The organism is Acinetobacter sp. YH01019, assembly GCF_013420285.1.
GTDB lineage: Bacteria > Pseudomonadota > Gammaproteobacteria > Pseudomonadales > Moraxellaceae > Acinetobacter > Acinetobacter gandensis.
This window is the reverse complement of record NZ_VOYM01000011.1, coordinates 1-20,430: the sequence shown is the minus strand read 5'-3', so window position 1 is coordinate 20,430 and position 20,430 is coordinate 1. Positions and strand designations below refer to the sequence as shown.

The 20,430-nt window shown below is 38.4% G+C and carries 17 protein-coding genes and 2 pseudogenes; 7 read left to right on the top strand and 12 right to left on the bottom strand.

Translation table 11 applies throughout. The features are described from left to right. Positions 1-66: 66 nt before the first annotated feature. From FTT84_RS04515 to FTT84_RS04505, 3 genes are all read left to right on the top strand, one after another. Positions 67-975 (top strand): RluA family pseudouridine synthase, encoded by a 909-nt coding sequence (locus FTT84_RS04515; RefSeq protein ID WP_373684993.1) that lies wholly within the window; start codon positions 67-69, stop codon positions 973-975. Positions 976-1,087: 112 nt separating this feature from the next. Next, entirely contained in the window at positions 1,088-1,435 is a 348-nt protein-coding gene (locus tag FTT84_RS04510; RefSeq protein ID WP_180080133.1) for a type II toxin-antitoxin system RelB/DinJ family antitoxin, read from the top strand. A 96-nt stretch (positions 1,436-1,531) separates the two neighbouring features. Beyond that, a complete protein-coding gene (locus tag FTT84_RS04505; protein WP_067767559.1) occupies positions 1,532-1,975 on the top strand; it encodes a GNAT family N-acetyltransferase in 444 nt (147 codons plus the stop codon). A 168-nt stretch (positions 1,976-2,143) separates the two neighbouring features. Here FTT84_RS04505 and FTT84_RS04500 read toward each other — a convergent pair whose 3' ends face one another. Beyond that, entirely contained in the window at positions 2,144-2,851 is a 708-nt protein-coding gene (locus FTT84_RS04500; protein WP_180080130.1) for a pseudouridine synthase, read from the bottom strand. A gap of 151 nt (positions 2,852-3,002) precedes the next feature. Between FTT84_RS04500 and FTT84_RS04495 the strand changes: the two genes are divergently transcribed. Continuing rightward, complete coding sequence (locus FTT84_RS04495; protein ID WP_067767565.1) at positions 3,003-3,458, top strand: DUF441 domain-containing protein; 456 nt, start codon at positions 3,003-3,005, stop codon at positions 3,456-3,458. A 58-nt stretch (positions 3,459-3,516) separates the two neighbouring features. Here the strand turns inward: FTT84_RS04495 and FTT84_RS04490 are convergent, their stop codons facing one another. The 9 genes and pseudogenes from FTT84_RS04490 to hrpA form a co-directional block, all read right to left on the bottom strand. Continuing rightward, a complete protein-coding gene (locus FTT84_RS04490) occupies positions 3,517-4,680 on the bottom strand; it encodes a CynX/NimT family MFS transporter (protein ID WP_180080128.1) in 1,164 nt (387 codons plus the stop codon). A 90-nt stretch (positions 4,681-4,770) separates the two neighbouring features. Beyond that, positions 4,771-5,788: pseudogene (locus FTT84_RS04485) on the bottom strand (diguanylate cyclase domain-containing protein). Between the two features lie 201 nt (positions 5,789-5,989). Beyond that, positions 5,990-6,319, bottom strand: coding sequence for a gamma-glutamylcyclotransferase (locus FTT84_RS04480; RefSeq protein WP_180080126.1), 330 nt, complete (start codon positions 6,317-6,319; stop codon positions 5,990-5,992). Positions 6,320-6,337: 18 nt separating this feature from the next. After that, positions 6,338-7,258: a LysR family transcriptional regulator gene (locus FTT84_RS04475; RefSeq protein ID WP_067767570.1), complete on the bottom strand. Its 921-nt coding sequence runs from the start codon at positions 7,256-7,258 to the stop codon at positions 6,338-6,340. Positions 7,259-7,489: 231 nt separating this feature from the next. Beyond that, on the bottom strand, positions 7,490-9,205 hold the full coding sequence (locus FTT84_RS04470) for an AAA family ATPase (RefSeq protein WP_180080124.1): 1,716 nt from the start codon (positions 9,203-9,205) through the stop codon (positions 7,490-7,492). Between the two features lie 90 nt (positions 9,206-9,295). Continuing rightward, positions 9,296-11,326 (bottom strand): hypothetical protein, encoded by a 2,031-nt coding sequence (locus FTT84_RS04465; RefSeq protein ID WP_180080121.1) that lies wholly within the window; start codon positions 11,324-11,326, stop codon positions 9,296-9,298. 134 nt (positions 11,327-11,460) lie between these two features. Continuing rightward, entirely contained in the window at positions 11,461-12,225 is a 765-nt protein-coding gene (locus FTT84_RS04460; protein ID WP_067767579.1) for a 1-acyl-sn-glycerol-3-phosphate acyltransferase, read from the bottom strand. Positions 12,226-12,234: 9 nt separating this feature from the next. Continuing rightward, positions 12,235-13,350, bottom strand: a complete 1,116-nt coding sequence (locus tag FTT84_RS04455) for a beta-ketoacyl-ACP synthase III (protein WP_067767582.1) — start codon at positions 13,348-13,350, stop codon at positions 12,235-12,237. Between the two features lie 30 nt (positions 13,351-13,380). Next, positions 13,381-17,301: an ATP-dependent RNA helicase HrpA gene (hrpA, locus tag FTT84_RS04450; protein ID WP_180080118.1), complete on the bottom strand. Its 3,921-nt coding sequence runs from the start codon at positions 17,299-17,301 to the stop codon at positions 13,381-13,383. A 544-nt stretch (positions 17,302-17,845) separates the two neighbouring features. On the opposite strand from hrpA, the gene ahpC reads away from it, so the two are divergent. The 3 genes from ahpC (at position 17,846) to FTT84_RS04435 (ending at position 19,596) form a co-directional block, all read left to right on the top strand. Next, complete coding sequence (gene ahpC, locus FTT84_RS04445) at positions 17,846-18,409, top strand: alkyl hydroperoxide reductase subunit C (RefSeq protein WP_067767636.1); 564 nt, start codon at positions 17,846-17,848, stop codon at positions 18,407-18,409. Positions 18,410-18,688: 279 nt separating this feature from the next. Then, positions 18,689-19,165: a hypothetical protein gene (locus FTT84_RS04440; RefSeq protein WP_180080116.1), complete on the top strand. Its 477-nt coding sequence runs from the start codon at positions 18,689-18,691 to the stop codon at positions 19,163-19,165. A 224-nt stretch (positions 19,166-19,389) separates the two neighbouring features. Then, the gene (locus FTT84_RS04435) at positions 19,390-19,596 is read left to right on the top strand and encodes a KTSC domain-containing protein (protein ID WP_081410344.1); all 207 of its coding nucleotides are present in this window, start codon (positions 19,390-19,392) and stop codon (positions 19,594-19,596) included. A 77-nt stretch (positions 19,597-19,673) separates the two neighbouring features. Here the strand turns inward: FTT84_RS04435 and FTT84_RS04430 are convergent, their stop codons facing one another. Together FTT84_RS04430 and FTT84_RS04425 are read right to left on the bottom strand one after the other, a co-directional pair. Then, positions 19,674-20,267 carry an O-methyltransferase gene (locus tag FTT84_RS04430; RefSeq protein ID WP_180080113.1) on the bottom strand — a complete coding sequence of 198 codons (594 nt, stop codon included), beginning with the start codon at positions 20,265-20,267 and terminating at the stop codon, positions 19,674-19,676. Positions 20,268-20,319: 52 nt separating this feature from the next. Then, positions 20,320-20,430 (bottom strand): annotated as a pseudogene (locus FTT84_RS04425) (IS701 family transposase); the annotation flags it as partial.

Here is a 20,430-nt window from a genome sequence, read left to right as displayed (position 1 = left end):
TCCTCACTTTGCTTTGGACATTTTTCACCACAACTAACCACCATCACTCAGATAGTTTAAAAGCTCTTGATGCAAAGCAACAATTTCACACCACCTATGATGAATGGCGTTAGTGCCAGCAAAGTTTTTCTAGACACAAACAAAGCAATTACAGCAACTGTTTTTGAATATTTATGTCAGCAATTTCAACACATTTCAGCTGATGAATGGACACAACGCTTTGCAGATGGTTTGGTCTATGATGCTGCAGGTGAAAAACTGCATATTCAGAGTCCATATATGGCAAATACACATGTGTTTTACTATCGTTTTTTAGCGCATGAAATCCATGTTCCTTTTGAACATCAAATCATCTTTGAAAATGAACACCTATTAGTGGTAGATAAACCTCATTTTTTAACCATGAGTCCAACAGGTCAATATGTACAAGAAACCTTATTGGTTCGCCTTAAAAATCAAACACAAAATGAAGATTTAACCCCTATTCATCGCTTGGATCGTGAAACAGCAGGCGTGGTTCTTTTTTCAAAGCGTGTAGAAACTCGTGGCGCCTATCAACAAATGTTTGCCAGCCGTGAAGTGCAAAAAACCTATCATGCGATTGCGGCTTATCGAAGTGAACTCACATTTCCAATGACAACCAAACTACGGATGGAAAAAGGAAAACCCTTCTATACCATGCAAGTCATGGCGGGTGAAGCCAATAGCGAAACCCACATTGAACTAATTGAATATCATGGGCAATGGGCAAAATACAGATTAAAGCCACATACAGGTAAACAACATCAACTTCGGGTACATCTCAACGCGCTGAATATTCCAATTAAAAATGATCCATTTTATCCGCAGATTGCACATAAAGCAGATGATGATTTCAGCCACCCTTTGCAACTGCTCGCGAAAGAAATACAGTTTATAGATCCTGTGACACAGCAATCATTTCATTTCTGCTCTGCGCGTGAATTGACACTGTAATCTAGTTGTCATTACATTTTATTGATAAAATACTTCCAAAGAATATTGAATTTATAGTATTTTTGATTAGAATAAATGCGAAAAGTTAAGTAATTTAAAGCTTTCTAAAAATATGAGAAAAACTGAAGTCTACCAAATCCGCCTCGATTCTCAGGAAAAGAAGCAAGCATTTGCCGTATTTAAACAATTGGGGATTACACCTGCCCAAGCCGTACGCCTATTTTTCAAACAGGTGGTTTTAACTAAATCCATCCCCTTCTCTATTGAAAATCAAAATATCAATATTGAACAGCTGATTAAATTACGTAAATTAAAACAGCAAGAATCACTGGCGTTATCGACCACTGAGATTAGCCCTGCTGAATTAGAAATTCTAAAAAATGATCCTTTGCTTGATGATGATCATTTAGATTTATTTGAAGAATTAAATGCCATTTTGGGTGAAAGTGACAAAACTTAACACTGTCGCATTTATAAACAATTTATAAATCAACCAATTCCAAAATTTCGATATGCTTCATGCAAGACTATAAAAATAGCATGGAGTATATAAATAATGATTGTTCGACGTGCCACTGATGCAGATCTCATTCCCCTTGCTGTTCTTTTCGATGAATATCGCCAATTTTATGGCTCATCTTCAAATCTCGATTTATCTTCGCATTTTTTAAAGCAACGTTTTGAAAATAATCAAAGTGTTATTTTTATTTGTTTAAAAGATGAAACGATTACCGGTTTTGTTCTGCTGTATTTAGGTTTTTCTTCCGCTGCTTGCTCGACCTATTATATTTTAGATGATGTCTATGTCAGCCCAGTTTTTCGTCGCCAAGGCTCTGCGCGCCAACTCATCGATACCGCAGTATTATTTGCCCAGCATGAAAATGCATTAAGAATTAGTCTTGAAACACAAAAAAATAATTATCACTCACATCAGCTTTATGAATCCATGGGCTTTGTTAAAGATGATGAATTTCAAACCTATCATTATTTTATTCGCTAAATTCTTTCACCAACATTTTTTAATTCTTAAACACGACTTATAGTTACTTTTAGTAGGCTAATTACCAAATAAAATCAACCTTATACCGCATCGGCTTTCTTATTTAAATGATTCCAAAAATCAGATTTGTATAAGAAAGCCCTTTTCAAATTGACAGATACTTTGAAATTACAGAGCACGAAACTTGGACTGTTCAATTTGCTCGGCGGTTAAATACATCCATTCACCTTCATCTAAGCCTTCCAAGCTTAGTTGTCCTACTTTCGCCCGATGTAGCTGTTCAACTTTATTGCCAACAGCGGCGAGCATACGTTTTACCTGATGATATACACCTTGGTGTACCGTCATTTCCAATTGATGTTCAGCCAATATTTTTACACCTGTGGCAGCAAACACACCGCTTTCATTCCGCAGTTCTACCCCGTGTTCTAACTGCTCAACTTGAGCCGTCGTCACCGCATCCGCCGTGTGCATTTGATAAACCTTTGGCACATGCTTTTTGGGATGTGTAAGTGCCTGCAAATATTGACCATCATCTGTTAATAGCAATAGCCCTGTCGTATCCTGATCAAGACGCCCAACACATTGCAAGCCACGATTTAGCAATACCTCATCAAAAAACTCAAATACACTAAAATGATGTGTAGCCTGATGCGAACACTCATAGCCTTTTGGTTTATTTAAAGCAATGTACACATGTTCCCGATAAGTATATTCATGCCCATACACTGAAAAAACCAAGTCTTTTAAATCAAGTTTTTGTTTTGGATTGGTTATCACTTCCGAATTAATTTCAATCGCACCGTTTTTAATTATTTGCTGACAATATTTACGAGAACCAAAACCTTGTGACTGCAGCATTTTTTCCAAAAACATAAACGGAACTCAATTGAAATTTCAGACTGACATTTTACCTTGTTTCAGCTTAGATAAGTTGCTGTTTGAACCGATTGTTGAATGCTTTAACTTTCTAGCGATAAAATTGGGGTAAAATAATGATCAAATTTAATTTCTCTCCCCAATCAACATGTCCCAATTAGACTTAAACTTAATCGTGCTTATCGTATTATTGGCATGCGGTATTTTCAGTCACAACACAGCCATTACTATCGCTGCTGGTGTACTTATCGTCTTTCGTATTACACCGTTGAGTGAATTTTTCCCGTACTTACAGCAATACGGTCTAAACATCGGCATTATTATTTTAACCATTGGCGTTTTAACGCCTATCGCCAGCGGAAAAATTCCAGGGGATTCAATTCTAAAATCTTTTCTCAGTTGGAAATCAATTTTGGCCATTGCAATTGGTGTCTTTGTTGCATGGCTCGGTGGCCGTGGTGTTAAACTTATGTCAAACTCACCTGATATCGTTGCTGGCCTTTTAATCGGAACTGTAGCAGGTGTCGCAATGCTGCGTGGCGTACCTGTTGGCCCATTGATTGCAGCTGGGATTTTGTCCCTATTGATCGGGATTAAACCTTAATTTTAAATAAAGCACACTGAATAGATATGCAGCAGAATTACAATCTGCCGCAATGACCTTATAACGATTTAAATAAACGTCGACTTAATAAAATACCGACCCCAGATAAACTTGCCATAATGACACCCGCCCAAACCCAAGTCTGAGTTTGATCTACAGTCAATGCTATCACGGGAGGTAACAAGAACTGAGAAATTGCTGAACATTGTAAAACCAAACCAACTGTCGTACTGATTGCAGCTTGATATGGTGCAAAATGGATCGCCTGTGCAAAGACAATCGCTGCAACCAATCCACCGAATAAAGAAAAGCTAAACACGCTCAAATATTGCAGAATAAATGGCAACTGATCTTTAAAAAGATAGAAACTTAGTGAACATAAAATGAGAACACCAAATCCAACTTGGACTAAAGTTTTAGCCTGAAAACCTCGATGTAACATCAACCCACAGCCAAATGTGCCAACGGCATTTGCAATAGCAACACTCGCTGTTAAAGCTCCAGCCAACTGTGCAGAAATATTATTCTGTACATAAATTGTCGGTAAAAATCCAACAAGTGCAAACCATTGCCCTGCATAAGTACCAAAAATAAGTGCTAACAACCAGGCCGAAGGATGCTTGAGTGTATGCTTGATTAATGTAAGGACTGAAACTGAGGCCAATTGCTGACTTGGATTTGGTACGAGCCATGCAATAATCAGCATCAATACAAAAGTTAATCCTGCGAAACTAAGCCATACAGCTTGCCAACCAAATTGCGCGATAACAAATGGTGCAACCAATAAAGCAATCCCCATTCCGCCGCCCATGTAAGAACTCCACAGCCCCATCTTGCTACTGATTTGCTCTAAAGGAACTAACTGACGAATAAATGCTGGGCCAGTCAAAGTCACAAGTAAAAAGCCAAAGCCTTCAATGACCCGTAAAATCAGTAACAGGCTTACACTTTGGGCAAAGCTACCAATTGCACTCGCAGCTACTAATAATGCCAAACCTAGCATAATACAGCGCTTAAAGCCTAATCTTTGAGTATAGCTACCAATAAGCAAGGCAAAGCACATTCCAGCGCCTTGTACCAAGGACAGCAATAAACCTGATTGAATGAGACTGATCCCCAACTGTTGCTGGAGCACTGGAATTGCAGGTGGTAATTTTCCAATATGCATTGCCGCAACAAATCCAGCAATGATTATGAGGAGATCTTTAGACAGCCATTTCATGGTAAGCAAACAAACACGGTAAACTTACCAATCAGCTTAACAAGACAATAAAATTATTTTAGTCGTAAAATCAATAAGCTAATATTTAAATCAAATATTTGAATGATCGTTAATTTGTTTACGCACGCGCTTATTCGCATACATTTTCAAATCTGCAAATTCAACCAATTGATCTATAGACTGTGCATCTTCTGGGAACAAAGCCAGGCCGACACTGGCACCAATTTTTAAACTGATTTTTTCAAAGATAAAAGGTAAACCACAATGCTCTGCGATACGATTCATCGCTGCTTGAGCACGTTCGTGATTGGCAATATTGGTTAAAATTACCGCAAACTCATCACCACCTAAACGTGCCACCAAATCATCTTGGCGCGTTTCACTGAGTATTCGCTGCGCAATTTCTTTTAATGCGGCATCACCAATACGATGTCCAAATTGATCATTAATCGGTTTAAGACCATCCATGTCAATCATCAAGATACCTAGGACTTTATTTTCTTGGCGTGCTTTCACAACACCTTGACGTAAAAAGTCGACAAACAACGCACGATTTGCCAAACCGGTTAAACTGTCTTGGGTTGCGAGTTTATATAATTCTTTAGCACCAAAACGAGTAGCATGATACATGGCAGCAGCAATTAGTTCAGACATTAAACTGAGTATATGCAAATCTTCTTGTTTAAATGCATCTACCTGCTCAGAATAGATTTTAAGTACACCGACAGCCTCATCACAGTGCAGCAAAGGTACAACCGCCAGAACGCAAGCCTACGCGGCGACATGCTTCACGATCAACCCGTGTATCATTCTCAGAATCTTTACAGTATAAAGTTTGCTTTTGCTCAATACACATACCAGACAAGCTATTCTGAATATGTAAGCGTAGTCCCAGTAAATGGCTCGCACCATTCGATACAGCACGATAAACCATATCACCATCTTCAGCCAGCTCAACAACTGCCCCTTTTGCATGAGTAATGGCCTGCGCTTGCTCAGCAACAACTGTCATGACTGCATTTAAATCTAAACCTAACTTTGCTATGGCAGTCTGCGTCTGAATTACAGACATCAGTTGACTTGGAGTGGGTCCAATTGGTTTAGACATTATATTGCTCAGACAAACAGCAGATGAATGGGAGTTAGCAAATTTTAAAAACTATTCTTTCACTTGTATAGCCAAGAGCACATGACTTTACAGCCGTTACATAAAAAAGCGTCAACTCATAAGTATAAAATATAGATTTAGCGCTTTAGAGACTGCTTGAATCTATGATCAATATGAACGATAGATAGAAATAAATTGGCCCTAGTTTGATTTTAAAGCATAGATTTGGCTTCGCATGGTCTCTCCATTTTCTAGCATCACCATGACATTCACACGCTCATATTCAGCACCTTCAAATTCATCTAATGCAGCCCAATGTTGTTCTAGATGCACGGAACTAAATACGTATCCATGTACTTGATCTTTCTGTGATGATAAGCGGATTCCTGGGCTTCCCATCGCTGCACCCCAGCCTTCATTTATCAATTCACCAAGCACATAGCCTTTTTGCCATGTCCCACCAATCGCTTCCATCACATGTGCATTTGGTTGCCCTAAACGTAACGTGCCATAAACAAAGAGATGCTGCATCATACTGACCTTCTACTCTTATGACGTATAGTAATGATTGCGCTTTTGCGAAAACTTCGCGAGCTGCTTTAAGAAACCTTCAAAATAACTTTTTTCAGTTTCTTCAGTGCGATAGCCAGCATAAAGCGTTCGACGTAACCCTTGTGGAGATACACAGTCTAAACGACGTGAAGTCACCCAACCTTTTTGTTCATATTCATTAACTACCCAATCTGGCAATGCCGCAATACCACGTCCACTCGCAACCAATTGAATCAACATCTGTGTTAAATCTGTGGTTCGCACTTGTTTAGGTAAAATATTCGCTGGAATAAATAGTTTTGCCATAATATCCAAACGATGCTTATCGACTGGATAAGTGATCAGTGTTTCTTCTGCTAACTCTTGTACCGTGATATGTGGTACTCGAACCAGTGGATGAGTATTAGAAAGAACCAAACGTGATTCATATTCAAAAATTGGGAAATATTCGATTCCTTTCAAACTGATTGGATCGGCTGTAATCAGTAAATCAAATTCGCCTGTTTGTAAAAGCTCATGCGGATTAGATTCAAAACCTGATGCAAAATCCAGATCAACATCCGGATATTGCTGACGATAGACATTCAGTAATGGCATTAACCAATCAAAACAACTGTGACATTCCGAAGAAAAAATAATCCGCCCCGTTTGACCATGCACAATACGTGTAATGTCTGATTGAGCAATTTGTACTTGCGGCAAAATATCATCTGCTAAGCGCAACAAACGTTGCCCAACATTTGAAAATGTCACTGGGCGTGTACGACGGTTCACCACTTCAACACCATACCAATGATCTAATTCTTTCAATTGATGTGAAATAGCAGAAGGTGTTAAACACAAATCATTGGAAGCCGCCACTAATGAGCCGTGTTCTCTTAGGGCAAGCATGGTTTTGAGATGACGTAGTTCCAACATGAAGATAATCTCGTATATAGCAGCAATGCTTTAAAATTTTATATATTCAGCAAAGCATAAATGAATTTATCTCATTTTATCATTTTTTAAATCAATTTTATTCAATATTTAAATTAAGTGAGAGTTAAATCATCACTTCAACTTCTTTTGCATAAATTTTCTTTTAAATTAAAAAAGCCAGATATCTTTCATCTGGCTTTTTAGCTTTAAGTTTATTGATGACAAAAGCATTTATTCGACAAATAAGAGCGCCAATCGCACCTGATCATATCCCATACGAGGACTGGTTAATTCCACAATTGGACGCAATTTAATTGTGCCATCATCATTGTAGTGTGCTGGATCTTGACGCTTATTCAAGCGTTTATAAATTTTGCGAACTTGTTCAACCACATCCTCACCAGGATGCGCAATTGAAATATCCAAACCTTGTTCTTTTTGCAAACGAGCTAAATGATTAATAATCGTCGCAGGTGTTAAGCCACGTTCCACAGCAATATCTTGAATTTCATAACCGTCTTCAAACAATTCTCGCGTTTGATCAAGGGTAGCTGTAGCAAAACTTTGCTTTGTACCAGATTTGGCTAATTTCTTTTCATTGCGCTCAATTTCCGTTTCATTCAACGTACCACCACAATGGCGAATAAAGGCTTTGTGTTGAACAGTCAAATCCGTATCAATGAAATTACTTTCAGCTTCATCTGACAATTCCTGAAAACGCTTATCTGCCTTAATCGCGAGACTATCTAACTCTAATGCCTGCTCATTAAAACCAAGTAAACGTAAGCCTTCGAGTGTTTTTAAACGTGATAAAGCTACATAGCCCTGACCATTTTCAAAAGTATGACTCAGGTTAATTTCAGCTGCTTCTAATGTCATACCTTGAGATTTATGAATGGTGATTGCCCAGGCCAAACGCAGTGGAATTTGCTGAAAACTCGCAATCGTTTTACCATCATCATTATCTACCGACCAAATTTCAGGCTCAACCACTAAGGTTGTACCATCCGTTAGTTTTACTTTCGGTAAAATGCCATATTCATCATCTTCCTCAAAGCCAACCACTTCCCCCAAACTGCCGTTGATATAGCCCACATCAAAGTTGTTTTTAACAAACATGACTTTGGCATTTTTCTTAAGCGTTAAGGTTTCTGGTGCACGGACAGATGATTTTAAAGTTTCTATTAGCTTATCATTCCCATCGCACTGCGCATCAAACTGTTTTGATTCTTGGTCAATTTCATTAAGATGCTTAAAGTTAATACTGTCGACGTCCATGTTATGGGTATATAAACGCGTAAAGGTTTCACCAATATCTTGACTGCGCGTTTGTTGTAAGGCTTGTATATGATTGTCGTTAATTTGCTGGGCACGAATCGCATTTAGAATATCATTGAGATAATCATTACCTTGTCGATGCTGCTCAGTTAAGTAGCAAACACGAAATTTTGCTTCAACCCAAGCTTCTGACATAAAGCAAAACTTATCGCGGTTACGCTCTCCATTGCGACCAACAGGCGGTAACTGAAAGAAATCCCCTGCCACAATCACTTGAATACCACCAAAGGCATCGTCACTTTCTTTAAAAAATTTTAGGACTTTATTGACCAAATTAAGTTGCTTCGCATGCAACATCGAAATTTCATCAATAATCAAAACTTGCGCATTTTCTAAATGTTCTTTTAAGTACTTGCGTTCTTTTAGGCGTTTTAGTTCATCTTCAGAGATTGCATCTTTAATGCCAATCCCTGCCCATGTGTGAATAGTCATACCATTCATATGTGTCGCAGCAATGCCTGTCGAAGCGGTAATAGCCACGGTGACTTTGCGTGCTTTAAGATAGTTAATATATTGATTAAGCGTATAAGTCTTACCTGCACCAGCCGAACCTGTTAAGAATACATTTTCGCCTGCTTTGAGTAGCTTGAGTGCAGTTTCCTGTTTCATAAGACCTATAACCATAAAAGAACGGCTATAGCCTAACGATTTTTGCCACAAAAGTTAAGCTCACTTGGCTAAATGCTTTGCTAAGGCTTCTTATTTTTGTTTAATACTATTGAACCACTGAATAAATTTCTTTGCGACTTCAATCACTTCAGGAGATGCTGGTGTGTTATCAGGATATTCCAACTGATCAAAGATCAATTCATGCTGCTGAATGGCACATCCGAGTGTCATATGTTGCTGTGTTTCAAGTTGGCTTACATGAAAAGCAACATATTCCCCCTCTACAATTTTGTTGCTATAACTCATAGCTAAACAATGTCGACAGCGTTTTGACTCCTCAATAATACGGGTGATAGAGCTCAGCTCTTCAAACGCCCACCCTTCAAAAACCAAAATCGACTGTGGACTCAAAGATGGCCAAATGATTGTGTCATATTCTTTTTTTAATTTATTGATAATTTCTTGTTTTTGAATAGTGTCATGCCATCGTACTGCTTGATAAAACAATCCCTTCCAACTAATATTTTTTGCTATATATTGCCCTGTAAAGACCGCACTTATATAGTCGCGGACATAGGCATCAAATACTGTGACACGCGTATGATTGGATTTTAAATAAAACAATTGTCGAAAATCATGCAATTGAATTTTATGATGATGTAATTGGTTTATAAAATCCCGATTTTCTTGCATTTCTACACGTATATAAGGGACAAGTGCTGTAGGAAGTGTAGCTATACATTCATTTAAATAGAGCATATACGCTTGCATCATACGACTAAGTGGCTGATAGACTTTTTTAATCGCTAAATCATTCAAACCAACACTTTGCCGCATGAATAACAACCATTCATCTAGATATAAAATAGACGGGCTAATAGCAATACGATGATCATCTGTCTTATTTTGTCTATCTTTTAAAATAAATTGCGTATTTTCTTTAGCTTCGAACCAGCCTTGATCTAAAGCTTGTGCAAAACAACGCTGGATAAACAGCTTAACAGCTATGAATTGAAAATATTGCAAAGTCGACAAAATAACTGTGGGATGAATGCGACTGGTATCCACAAAACTCAAGGCTGTCATCGCAACACGTACACTACTATGTTGAAAATGTTGACTGAGCCAATCAGAAACTAAAGCAGGCTGTTTGAATAACCATTTCACTGCCCGCTTACTGTCAAGTATCGGTAATTTTCCAACTTTCTTTTGCCATACTGAATTGTGATTTAAAAAATGCGCTTGCGAAAGTAAATCCTGCTTATGCCAAGCATCGCGTTGCATTAACCGTATAAATCCCAATAGATTAGGTCGCTCGTGTACATGATCCATTAATAAAATAATGTCATCTACATGTTCATTCAATTCATTTAAATTAAATCGCTCTGGATAAGCCAGTGTCATAATACGATAGATATCAGCATCTAAAAATTGCGCTGCTGAAAAGCAAAACTCATCATAACTATCCATTAAGGATTGAATGCTTAATAATGTCGGATCATCTAAATAACTCAAGCAAAACATCTGCTGAAATAGTGTCACTACTTGTTTTGGAATAGGTTGTTGCGTTTGAACATAATCACGCATCACATCATGTTGATAGCAGTTCTGCCTCATCATCAATTGATCAATAATCTCTGCTTGCACCAAACTCATCTGCGATATGAAATTCGATATGCGCTCAGCCCCATCTAGCCACACATATACATGCTCAAAAATTAAAGTCCGTAATTGCTGAGCTTTATTACGCAAAAAAAGTGAATGCTGCGTCTTTAAATCACCTGTTAGAAAATAAATATCATGTAAAAAAAAGTCTTCAAGCGCTTCAAACTGCGGATATTGACTGTAAAAAGAAGCTATTTTTATGGGTTTAATTGGACTTCGAGGAAATTGAGCACTCAAAGATTTTGTGCTTTGAAATTGAATCTCGCAACAACCATTTAACACACTTACTTTATGTGCAGTGGAATCAATTTTAAAAAGATTTTGTGCATTAATGGCACCCACAATCGCCAACTGCTCTTGATAAAGTTGTTCTAAAACAGGTGAAATACGAATAATCTGCAGAGCAGTTTCTTGTAAATGTTGTTCTCGTTGCGGCTTTGCACTGTTCCCCTTCATTTCCGCACCCAATGACCTTGATTATTTTTCAAGCTCATAATATATGCTGCTGAAATAGATTGAGCCAGTGATTTAGATCAATGGTATTAAAATGCTTGAAAACTCAACATGACGCAGAAGAAAAGTTTTTAATATTATTTGGAAGAATGATGTTGCGCGCGAACCTGTTTCAAATTGGCTAATGCGGCATATATATCGAGTTGTAGTTGTTCACGGTACAGTTTTAATTCATCAATGCTTTGAATATGCTTCAGACTCTGTCTAGGCATAAATTGAAAATAGAAAGGAATTCTTTTCGGGATAATTCGTTTTGGCAAAGATGGGATCACATCACCATGGCGCAATAATTGATCAAGTTTTTCTATTTTTAAAAGTTGCTTAAACCAACGATTTTCCACAATAGCACTGGCATCAAAACCCAATTCAAAAACTTCATCACCGCCTAACGCAGCAAAAGGCACAATGTCATAATCAAACTCTTGAGCCAGTTTTAAGAAGCCGTAACGCTGCTTCCAAATCAATTGATAAGCTTCACCTTTACGTTTTAATACTTCACGACCACCGCCAGGAAAAACCAAGATTGAATAACCTTGTTGCATCACGGATCGTACATAGTCTTGAATACCTCGCACGGCACCAAACTTTTTCACCATGCCACGCCATCCAGGCAAATAAAAATGGCTATGATCAGCAATACTGACCACAGCCACTTTATGTTCATTGTAGAGATAATCAATAATTAATGGTGAATCTAGAACCCCATAAATCGTGTGATTTCCTACATACATTGCAGGTTTAGATGCATCAATATATTCCGCGCCTAAAAATGTCGGTGTGAAATACATACGGGATAAAACGCTTAAACGCTTTATCCACTTTGCATCGTGCTCAACCTGCAACGTTATTCCTTATGCAGCGTCGTGCTTTTGCACAAGTACAGAACCGACTGAGTAGCCTGCACCGAATGAGCAAAGAACACCGTATTCACCATCGTTTACTTCGTTTGCTGTACGGTGTAATGCAATGATTACCCCGGCAGATGAAGTATTGGCAAATTCATCAAGAATGATTGGGACTAGATCTGGTTGCGCATGTTCTTTGCCCACAACCAATTTTAGAATCAATTCATTCATGCTGGCATTGGCTTGGTGTAACCAGAAGCGTTTCACATCTGTCGCAGCAATCTTATTGTCTTCAAGTTGCTTAGTGATCATTTTCGCAACCAATGGACAAACTTCTTTAAACACTTTACGACCGTCTTGACGGAAACGGTTATTGTCAATGTCAGCATCTACTTCGCTTAGGTTTAAGTAACCGAAGTTGTTGCGAATGTTGTTTGAAAATTGAGTGAACAGATCGATATCTAAAACTTCAAAGCCTGCTTTGGTTTCAGTTTCTTCAATGATTGATGCAGTTGCAACATCACCAAAGATGAAATGGCAGTCACGTAGACGGAAATCTGTATGACCCGAAGTAATCTCTACATTCACCAATAAAACACGACGTGCGCCTGCTTTAATCGCATCGTAGGCTTGTTTAATACCAAACGTTGCCGCAGAACATGCCACGTTCATATCGTAAGCATAACCTTGGATACCCAACGCAGTTTGAATTTCAATTGAAACGGCTGGATATGCACGTTGAATGTTAGAGCATGACAAGATCACAACATCGATGTCTTCAGCAGTCACACCCGCATTTTCCATCGCTTGCTTTGCAGCAGCTACGCCCCATTCCGCTTGAATAGACAATTCATCATTTGAACGTTCATGCAATACTGGACGTAAACGTTTTGGATCTAAAATACCGCTTTTTTCAGCAACATAACGTGCTTTTACGCCAGATGCTTTTTCAATGAATTCTGCACTTGAACCACGACGTGCTTCTAACTCGCCTGCTTCAATTTTTTCAGCGTTATCGCTGTTATACTGTTCCACATAAGCATTTAAAGCTTCAACTAACTCTTCGTTAGTAATTACGTCTTCTGGATGATAAAGACCTGTACCCGTAATGCGGATGCCCATGTAAAACTCCTTGTTCAGATTACCTATATCTTAACTGATTCCAAGCTTATCCCATACTTTTTGTAAGCGAGACGGAGAAATTGGCATCTTTGTCTTCATCGGTTGAGAGAATAAAGATATGCGTAACTCCTCAACCATGAAATACAATTCTTTAAGGCGAGTGTCGTTTTTAAACTTAAATAATTTTTCCATCCATGGGTCAACTTGATCAATGGCAGAATTGTCCCTTTGTAGATTATTTGGCAAGCGGTCTAAACGCAAGATCAATGCTTTCAAATAACGTGGAAATTCAAGCCACACATCGGAAGTTTTGCCATAAACAAAGTCCGCAAGTTGCATCAAATCCAACTGATCTTCAATGTCATCGATGTTCTTTCCGAACACAGAATCATCTAAAACCAACAATTTCCGGCGAATTTCCTGCCATTGAATGTAAGTTTCACTCAAAACAGCCAATGCCTGTTGTCCATGAGTTAAGAAAGATTTTTTTACATTTAAAATGAGGTTTTGATACTCCTGCACATTGACAGGAAGCTCATTTATTGAAAGCTGCAGTGTGGCATAAACTAACATTTGTTCAAGTTTTGCCTTATCCCCCAACGGCGAATAAGCCAATGCCAATGGTTTAGAAATTTGCTTTTTTAACTGTCGAATCAAATCGCCCAGTTGCATATGTACAAGATGAATGATCCCTTCACGATGCTGTTTTACCGCTTCAGCTTGATCATTGAAGGTTTGAATTACTACACCTGATTCGTCTTTTGCGGTTAATGCAGCAAAATCTTTCGATGGCACCAAGGCTTGGTATTGTTTCACCACAACGCCTGTGACTTTTTGCGATGCCTCAAACACAAAACTTTCTGGGAACGTTTTAAACTCGCCTTTCAGCTGTTTTACTGGACTATGAGTTTCTGTACGACAACGGGCTTTTAATTCATCCAGATCACGACCTTGCTCAATCACACGACCTTTTTCATCAATGACTTTAATTAGCGGTAATAAATATTGCTCAACTCGTTCCCACGAAAAATCTTTTTCCGTGATTTGCTCACCACGTAATTGGAATGCCAAGAAACTAAAAATATGCTCCCGTAAATGTACCGCATCCACACGATTCATTAACTTTTTCGCTGTGTCAGGAATGGGCACCAAATGACGACGTTTATCTTTTGGCAAAGCTTTGAGCAAGGCTTCGATTAAATCTTGACGCCAACCAGGAATGCCCCATGACCAAATATTTTCATCCACTTGCGGTAAAGCTTGCACAGGTATTTTAACAGTTGCACCATCTTCATCATGACTTGGGTCAAAGCGATAACTTGCTGCTAAACGCAGCTCACCATTGCGCAAATAGTCTGGGAATTGCTGCGTCGTTGGACGGTCATTCATCCAAAGTGCATCATCATCTACAAATAAATAACGCGGATTCTGTGGTTCGACAGTCGCACGCCAGTCTTCAAATGAACGGCGGCTAGCAACATCTTCCGGCACTTTAGACGCATAGAACTGGTAAATTGTTTCTTCATCCACCACCAAATCACGACGACGTAATTTATCTTCTACACGTTCAACTTCTTCAAGCTTCAGCAAATTGTGTTTTAAAAATGGCGGTGTAATACCTAAATGACCTGTGGTTAAGGCATCTCTTAAGAAAATTTCATGTGCGGCAGGCTGATCTACTTTTTCATAGTTGATTGGACGACGCGGCTCAATGATCAAACCAAATAAAGAAATTTGATCATAAGCATTCACCACACCGGCTTTTTTCGACCAATGCGGCTCAAAGTAATGATGTTTCAGTAAATCCCCCGCAGCCAATAAAATCCATTCAGGTTCAATTTTCGCTAAAGTACGAATATAAACTTGAGAGGTTTCCACCATCTCAAAAGCCATCACCCACGGCGTATTGGTTTTATGCAAAGTCGATGCGGGGAAAATACGTGCTTTTTGCTGACGCACTGCCATAAATACGTTGCGTTCATCAGTCTTATTAGCAATAAACGAAAGTAAACCTGTCAGCAGCGCGCGATGCAGATTTTCATAACTGGCTTTCTTTTCATTAAAAGAAAGTTTTAAGCCTTGCGCTAAATCGACCAATTGCTCGTGAGTCTTTTTCCACTCACGTAAACGCAGCCAACTCAGGAAATGATTGCGTGCAAAGGTACGACGTTTGTTCTCACTCATCTCACGGTTAGCCACCAAGGCTTCCCAGAGCTTGATATAAAATAAAAAGTCCGAATCCGCTTCGCGGAATAAAGCATGTTTTTGATCCGCTTGCATTTGTTTATCGGCAGGACGCTCACGCGGATCTTGCACTGCTAAAGCCGCAACAATAATCAAAACTTCATTTAGGACACCAAAATGTGCACCACCCAAAATCATTCGGGCAAGTCGTGGGTCAATCGGCATTTTTGCCATTTGTTGACCGATTTTAGTTAAAGCACCCTCATTGTTCTGTTTTTTGTGCTTCGTATTGTTTGCTGTCGTTTCTAATTTCGCTTGATCCGCTTTGGCCGATTTATCTTTTAATGCGCCAAGCTCAATTAACAGCTTACGACCATCATTCACTAAGCGATGATCAGGCGGTTCAATGAAGTCAAAATCTTCTAATTCGCCAAAACCTAAACTTTGCATCTGTAAAATCACCGATGCCAAGTTGGTGCGTTTAATCTCAGGTTCGGTAAATTCAGGGCGACTCATAAAGTCTTCTTCTGAATACAGACGAATACACACACCTGGTGCAATACGACCACAACGCCCTTTACGTTGATTGGCAGCCGCCTGTGATACTGCTTCAATCGGTAAGCGCTGCACACGTGAACGATAGTTATAACGCGATATACGTGCAAAGCCGCTATCAATCACATAGCGAATATTAGGTACGGTTAATGCCGTTTCCGCCACGTTCGTGGCAATAATAATGCGTCGTCCACCACCAGATGGATTAAAAATTCGTTGTTGCTCAGCTAAAGCCAGTCGTGCATACAAAGGCAATACTTCAGTATGGCGTGGGCCAAATTTCTGCAGGGTTTCTTGTAATTCACGAATTTCTTGTTCAGTACTGGCGAAAATCAAAATATCCGCATGTTCAGGATGGCCTTTTTCCTGTGCATCTTGAAAACATTCTTCTACCGCTGAAACCACGGCACGCGGTAAATTTTCTTCAAAATCATCAAACTCATCGTCATCACTGCCAACAATGCTCAGCTCTGAAATTGGACGATAACGGAGTTCTACCGGAAAGCTACGACCTTCCACTTCAAAGATAGGCGCACCATTAAAGTAATTTGAAAAACGATTTACATCTAAAGTCGCCGAGGTAATGATGACTTTTAAATCTTTACGACGTGGCAAGAGCTGCTTTAGATAACCCATAATGAAGTCGATATTCAGCGAACGTTCATGCGCTTCATCGATAATAATCGTGTCGTATTTATTTAAAAAACGGTCATTAGAGAGTTCAGCGAGCAAAATACCATCCGTCATTAAACGAACAATCGAATCTTGCGAACCTTGCTCGTTAAAACGGACTTTAAAAGATATTGACTCACCGAGCTTCTCACCAACCTCTTCAGCAATACGCTGTGAAACACTACGTGCAGCCAATCGACGTGGTTGGGTATGACCAATTAAGCCTGTTAAACCTCGCCCAGCAAGCATGGCAATTTGCGGTAATTGTGTTGTTTTACCCGAACCCGTTTCACCCGCAACAATAATCACCTGATGCTGCTGAATCGCTTCAATTAGTTTGTCCGCATACTGCGTAACAGGTAAATCTTGATTTAATTTAATATTGGGAATGCGGGCAATCCGTTCGCGGACTTTGGCATTTGATTTTTCAAACAGTTCTTCATACTGTTTTTCGTTGGCGTCTTTCCCCTTACGCAATCGATTTAAACGGTGTGCATCACGAACCATCACCATTTTTTCTACATTTAAATCTTTCGCCACCAAGAGAACGCCCTATCACTATCTTAAAACACGATATTCTACTCGGTTTTATAACGATTCCCAATGTAGCTTTCATTAAAGTCTTTGCATTCAAATCTTTTTTGCACTATTCCCAGGCCTGCAAGCTTCAACGTTTTAGATAATCAAATCACAACACCACTGAGCGACACAAAATTTTTAACCAATATAGATATAAATCAACACACGATATAAAAGTAAACCTTAAACAGCTTTTATATATTGAATGGATTCAAAGATTCATCGGAGAATTTAGGCCATTTTTTGAAAAAAATTAAAAAGCCCCCCTTGAATTAAGCACTAAACATCTCCATATCTGTACAGGGCATAATTCAAGTCTTTGTTGTCATCTAATCCACATATATGTTCGGTTAAATGAGAAGAAATACTTGTCTGTTGGGAAATAGCTAAACATAGGTTAATTCGGTTTTCCGATATTAGTTATGTAAAAATACTATTTCAGCAATAAGAAAAATTTCTGTACCCTATTGGAAATCAAATACAAACCTCAATCATGGAGACAATGATGAGCTTAATTAATACTGAAGTTAAACCATTTAAAACAACAGCTTTCCAAAACGGTCAGTTCATCGAAGTAACTGAAGCTGATCTTAAAGGTAAATGGTCTGTAGTATTCTTCTACCCAGCTGACTTTACTTTTGTTTGCCCAACTGAACTTGGCGACCTTGCTGACAACTACGAAGAATTCAAAAAACTAGGTGTTGAAATCTACTCAGTTTCTACTGACACTCACTTCACTCACAAAGCTTGGCACGATTCTTCAGAAGAAATCAAAAAAATCCAATACGTAATGGTTGGTGATGCAAACTGGACTCTTGCTAAAAACTTTGACGTATTAATCGAAGCTGACGGTCTTGCAGATCGTGGTACTTTCGTTATCGATCCAGAAGGTAAAATCCAAATCGTTGAAATCAACGCTGGTGGTATTGGCCGTGATGCTTCTGAACTTCTTCGTAAAGTTAAAGCTGCTCAATACGTACACGCTCACCCAGGCGAAGTTTGCCCAGCTAAATGGAAAGAAGGCGACGCAACTCTTGCTCCTTCAATCGACCTAGTTGGTAAAATCTAATCTGCATTAGATTGAACTGATTCAAAAAACCACGCAATTAGCGTGGTTTTTTATTCTTGTCATTTTGAAGTTATATGCATCTACATCACACAATAAGCCGAAAATCTGACACATGGCGATTTTTTAATATTATTGATGAATTTAGACAAATCCAAATTTACACACGCACTATAAAAAACTTGAAAACGACCTTTTTAGCTACTTATATCAATCTATAAAGTTCAGTATTTTTAACATAATATTTTATCCATTTCGCTTTAGGTTGGGAGAAGTTAATCAATGAAATGCATCATGCTATTTGCCTGCTTAGTCAGTTGTTCGATTCCTAGCTTTGCAGCCATCTATTGTGATGGTCAAATCAAACATCAAACGATCCGTGATGATATAAAAATTAAAAAAAATTGCTTATTAGAAGGTTTAATTATTTATGGTGACGTGATTTTACAAAATGGATCTAGCCTAGAACTCAAAGATAATCACTTGAACGGTAATATTGAAGCAGCAAACAACTTTTCAAAAATTATCGCTCAACACAATCACATCAGTGGAGATGTCAATTTTATCCAAGGGAAAAACATTCAATTACGTCATAATCAAATTTCTGGCGACCTAAAGCTAAATAAAAACAGTGGCACTATCGCGATTACGGATAATGAAATCGCAGGCAATTTAATTTGCGCAGAAAACACTTTCACAATGAATGGCAGTAACAATCAAGTCAAAGGCAACAAAAGCGAGCAATGCCGAACGTTCTAAGGACTCGAATTTTAGAATCATGCGCGAAAATATTTTACTTATTTCCACAATAAAGCATGCTATTTTTATGGAAAGTTTTACTATTTTTTAAGCTATGCTTATTCAGATAAAACTTTAATTTTTAACAAATCTGCAATACTTCAACATACGGATATAGCTTAGTTTCAAAATATAAAGACCTTCATCTGCAACACAACGATAACGATGCATTAAGGGGGATGTTTATGACTACAACTGCTGTAACTTCTTGGAAATATAGTTCTTCTTCACGATACTTAAAAATTTTTTATGCCAATGGTGCTGGCGATTTATTTTATCCAGTTTCACCATTTATTTATGATAATTTACTACGATGTAGCGACAAAACAGCATTTGTACACAAATACTTAGAATACGATCTACATTTTTCTAGGGTTTCTTTACAAGGATAGTTTTTCACAGTTTTCTAATAAAAATCAGGGCTAAACACCCTGATTTTACTTAACGTAATGATTTAAGTCTTTCTAGATTAATCTCGGAAAGTCACCATAAACACCCCTGCCCCAATGTTTAAAGTCGTACTCACAAAGCGATTATCTTGCTCAACCATTTTTATAAAGTCAGCCACATCATTCGCATGTGACAGAACATTATCCACAATCAATACACCACCTTGTTTATGCATAATTTGGGATAGATATTGCCAATATTGCACATAAGCATCACGTTCTGCGTCCAACAAAATCAAATCATAACTTTGCTTTAAATTTTGCAAAAAGATCAGTGCATCCCCTTGATAAAAATGAATATAATTAATCAATTGCAAATGCTGTGCGTGCTGTTTGGCTTGAATAATACGAGAATCATCTATTTCTATGGTATCCACATGTCCTTGTGTAGCTTTCGCTGCATCAGCCAACCATAGCGTTGAATACCCTGTTGATGTTCCTATTTCTAAAATCTGCTTTGCCTGCTTAAGGCGAATTTGTATCGCTAAAAATAATGCTGAATCTGGTTCAATATTGCGATAGCGCGCTAAACGATGATCTTGTGCAGCATCATGCGCGGTGAATGCAACATACAACTGCTGCATATAATTTTTGAAATTAGCATCCATGCTCATGGCAATATCCTTTCTTTCTATTACTTACAACTACTCTAGGACTTACGCACTATTATTTATAGATTCTCTGTGGTAGCAGATGATTTTTATCGAGAATAAAGTCATCAATGAAGTTTTTGATAACTGGTCTAAATAATTTCTTCTGCCAACGATATACATTTTC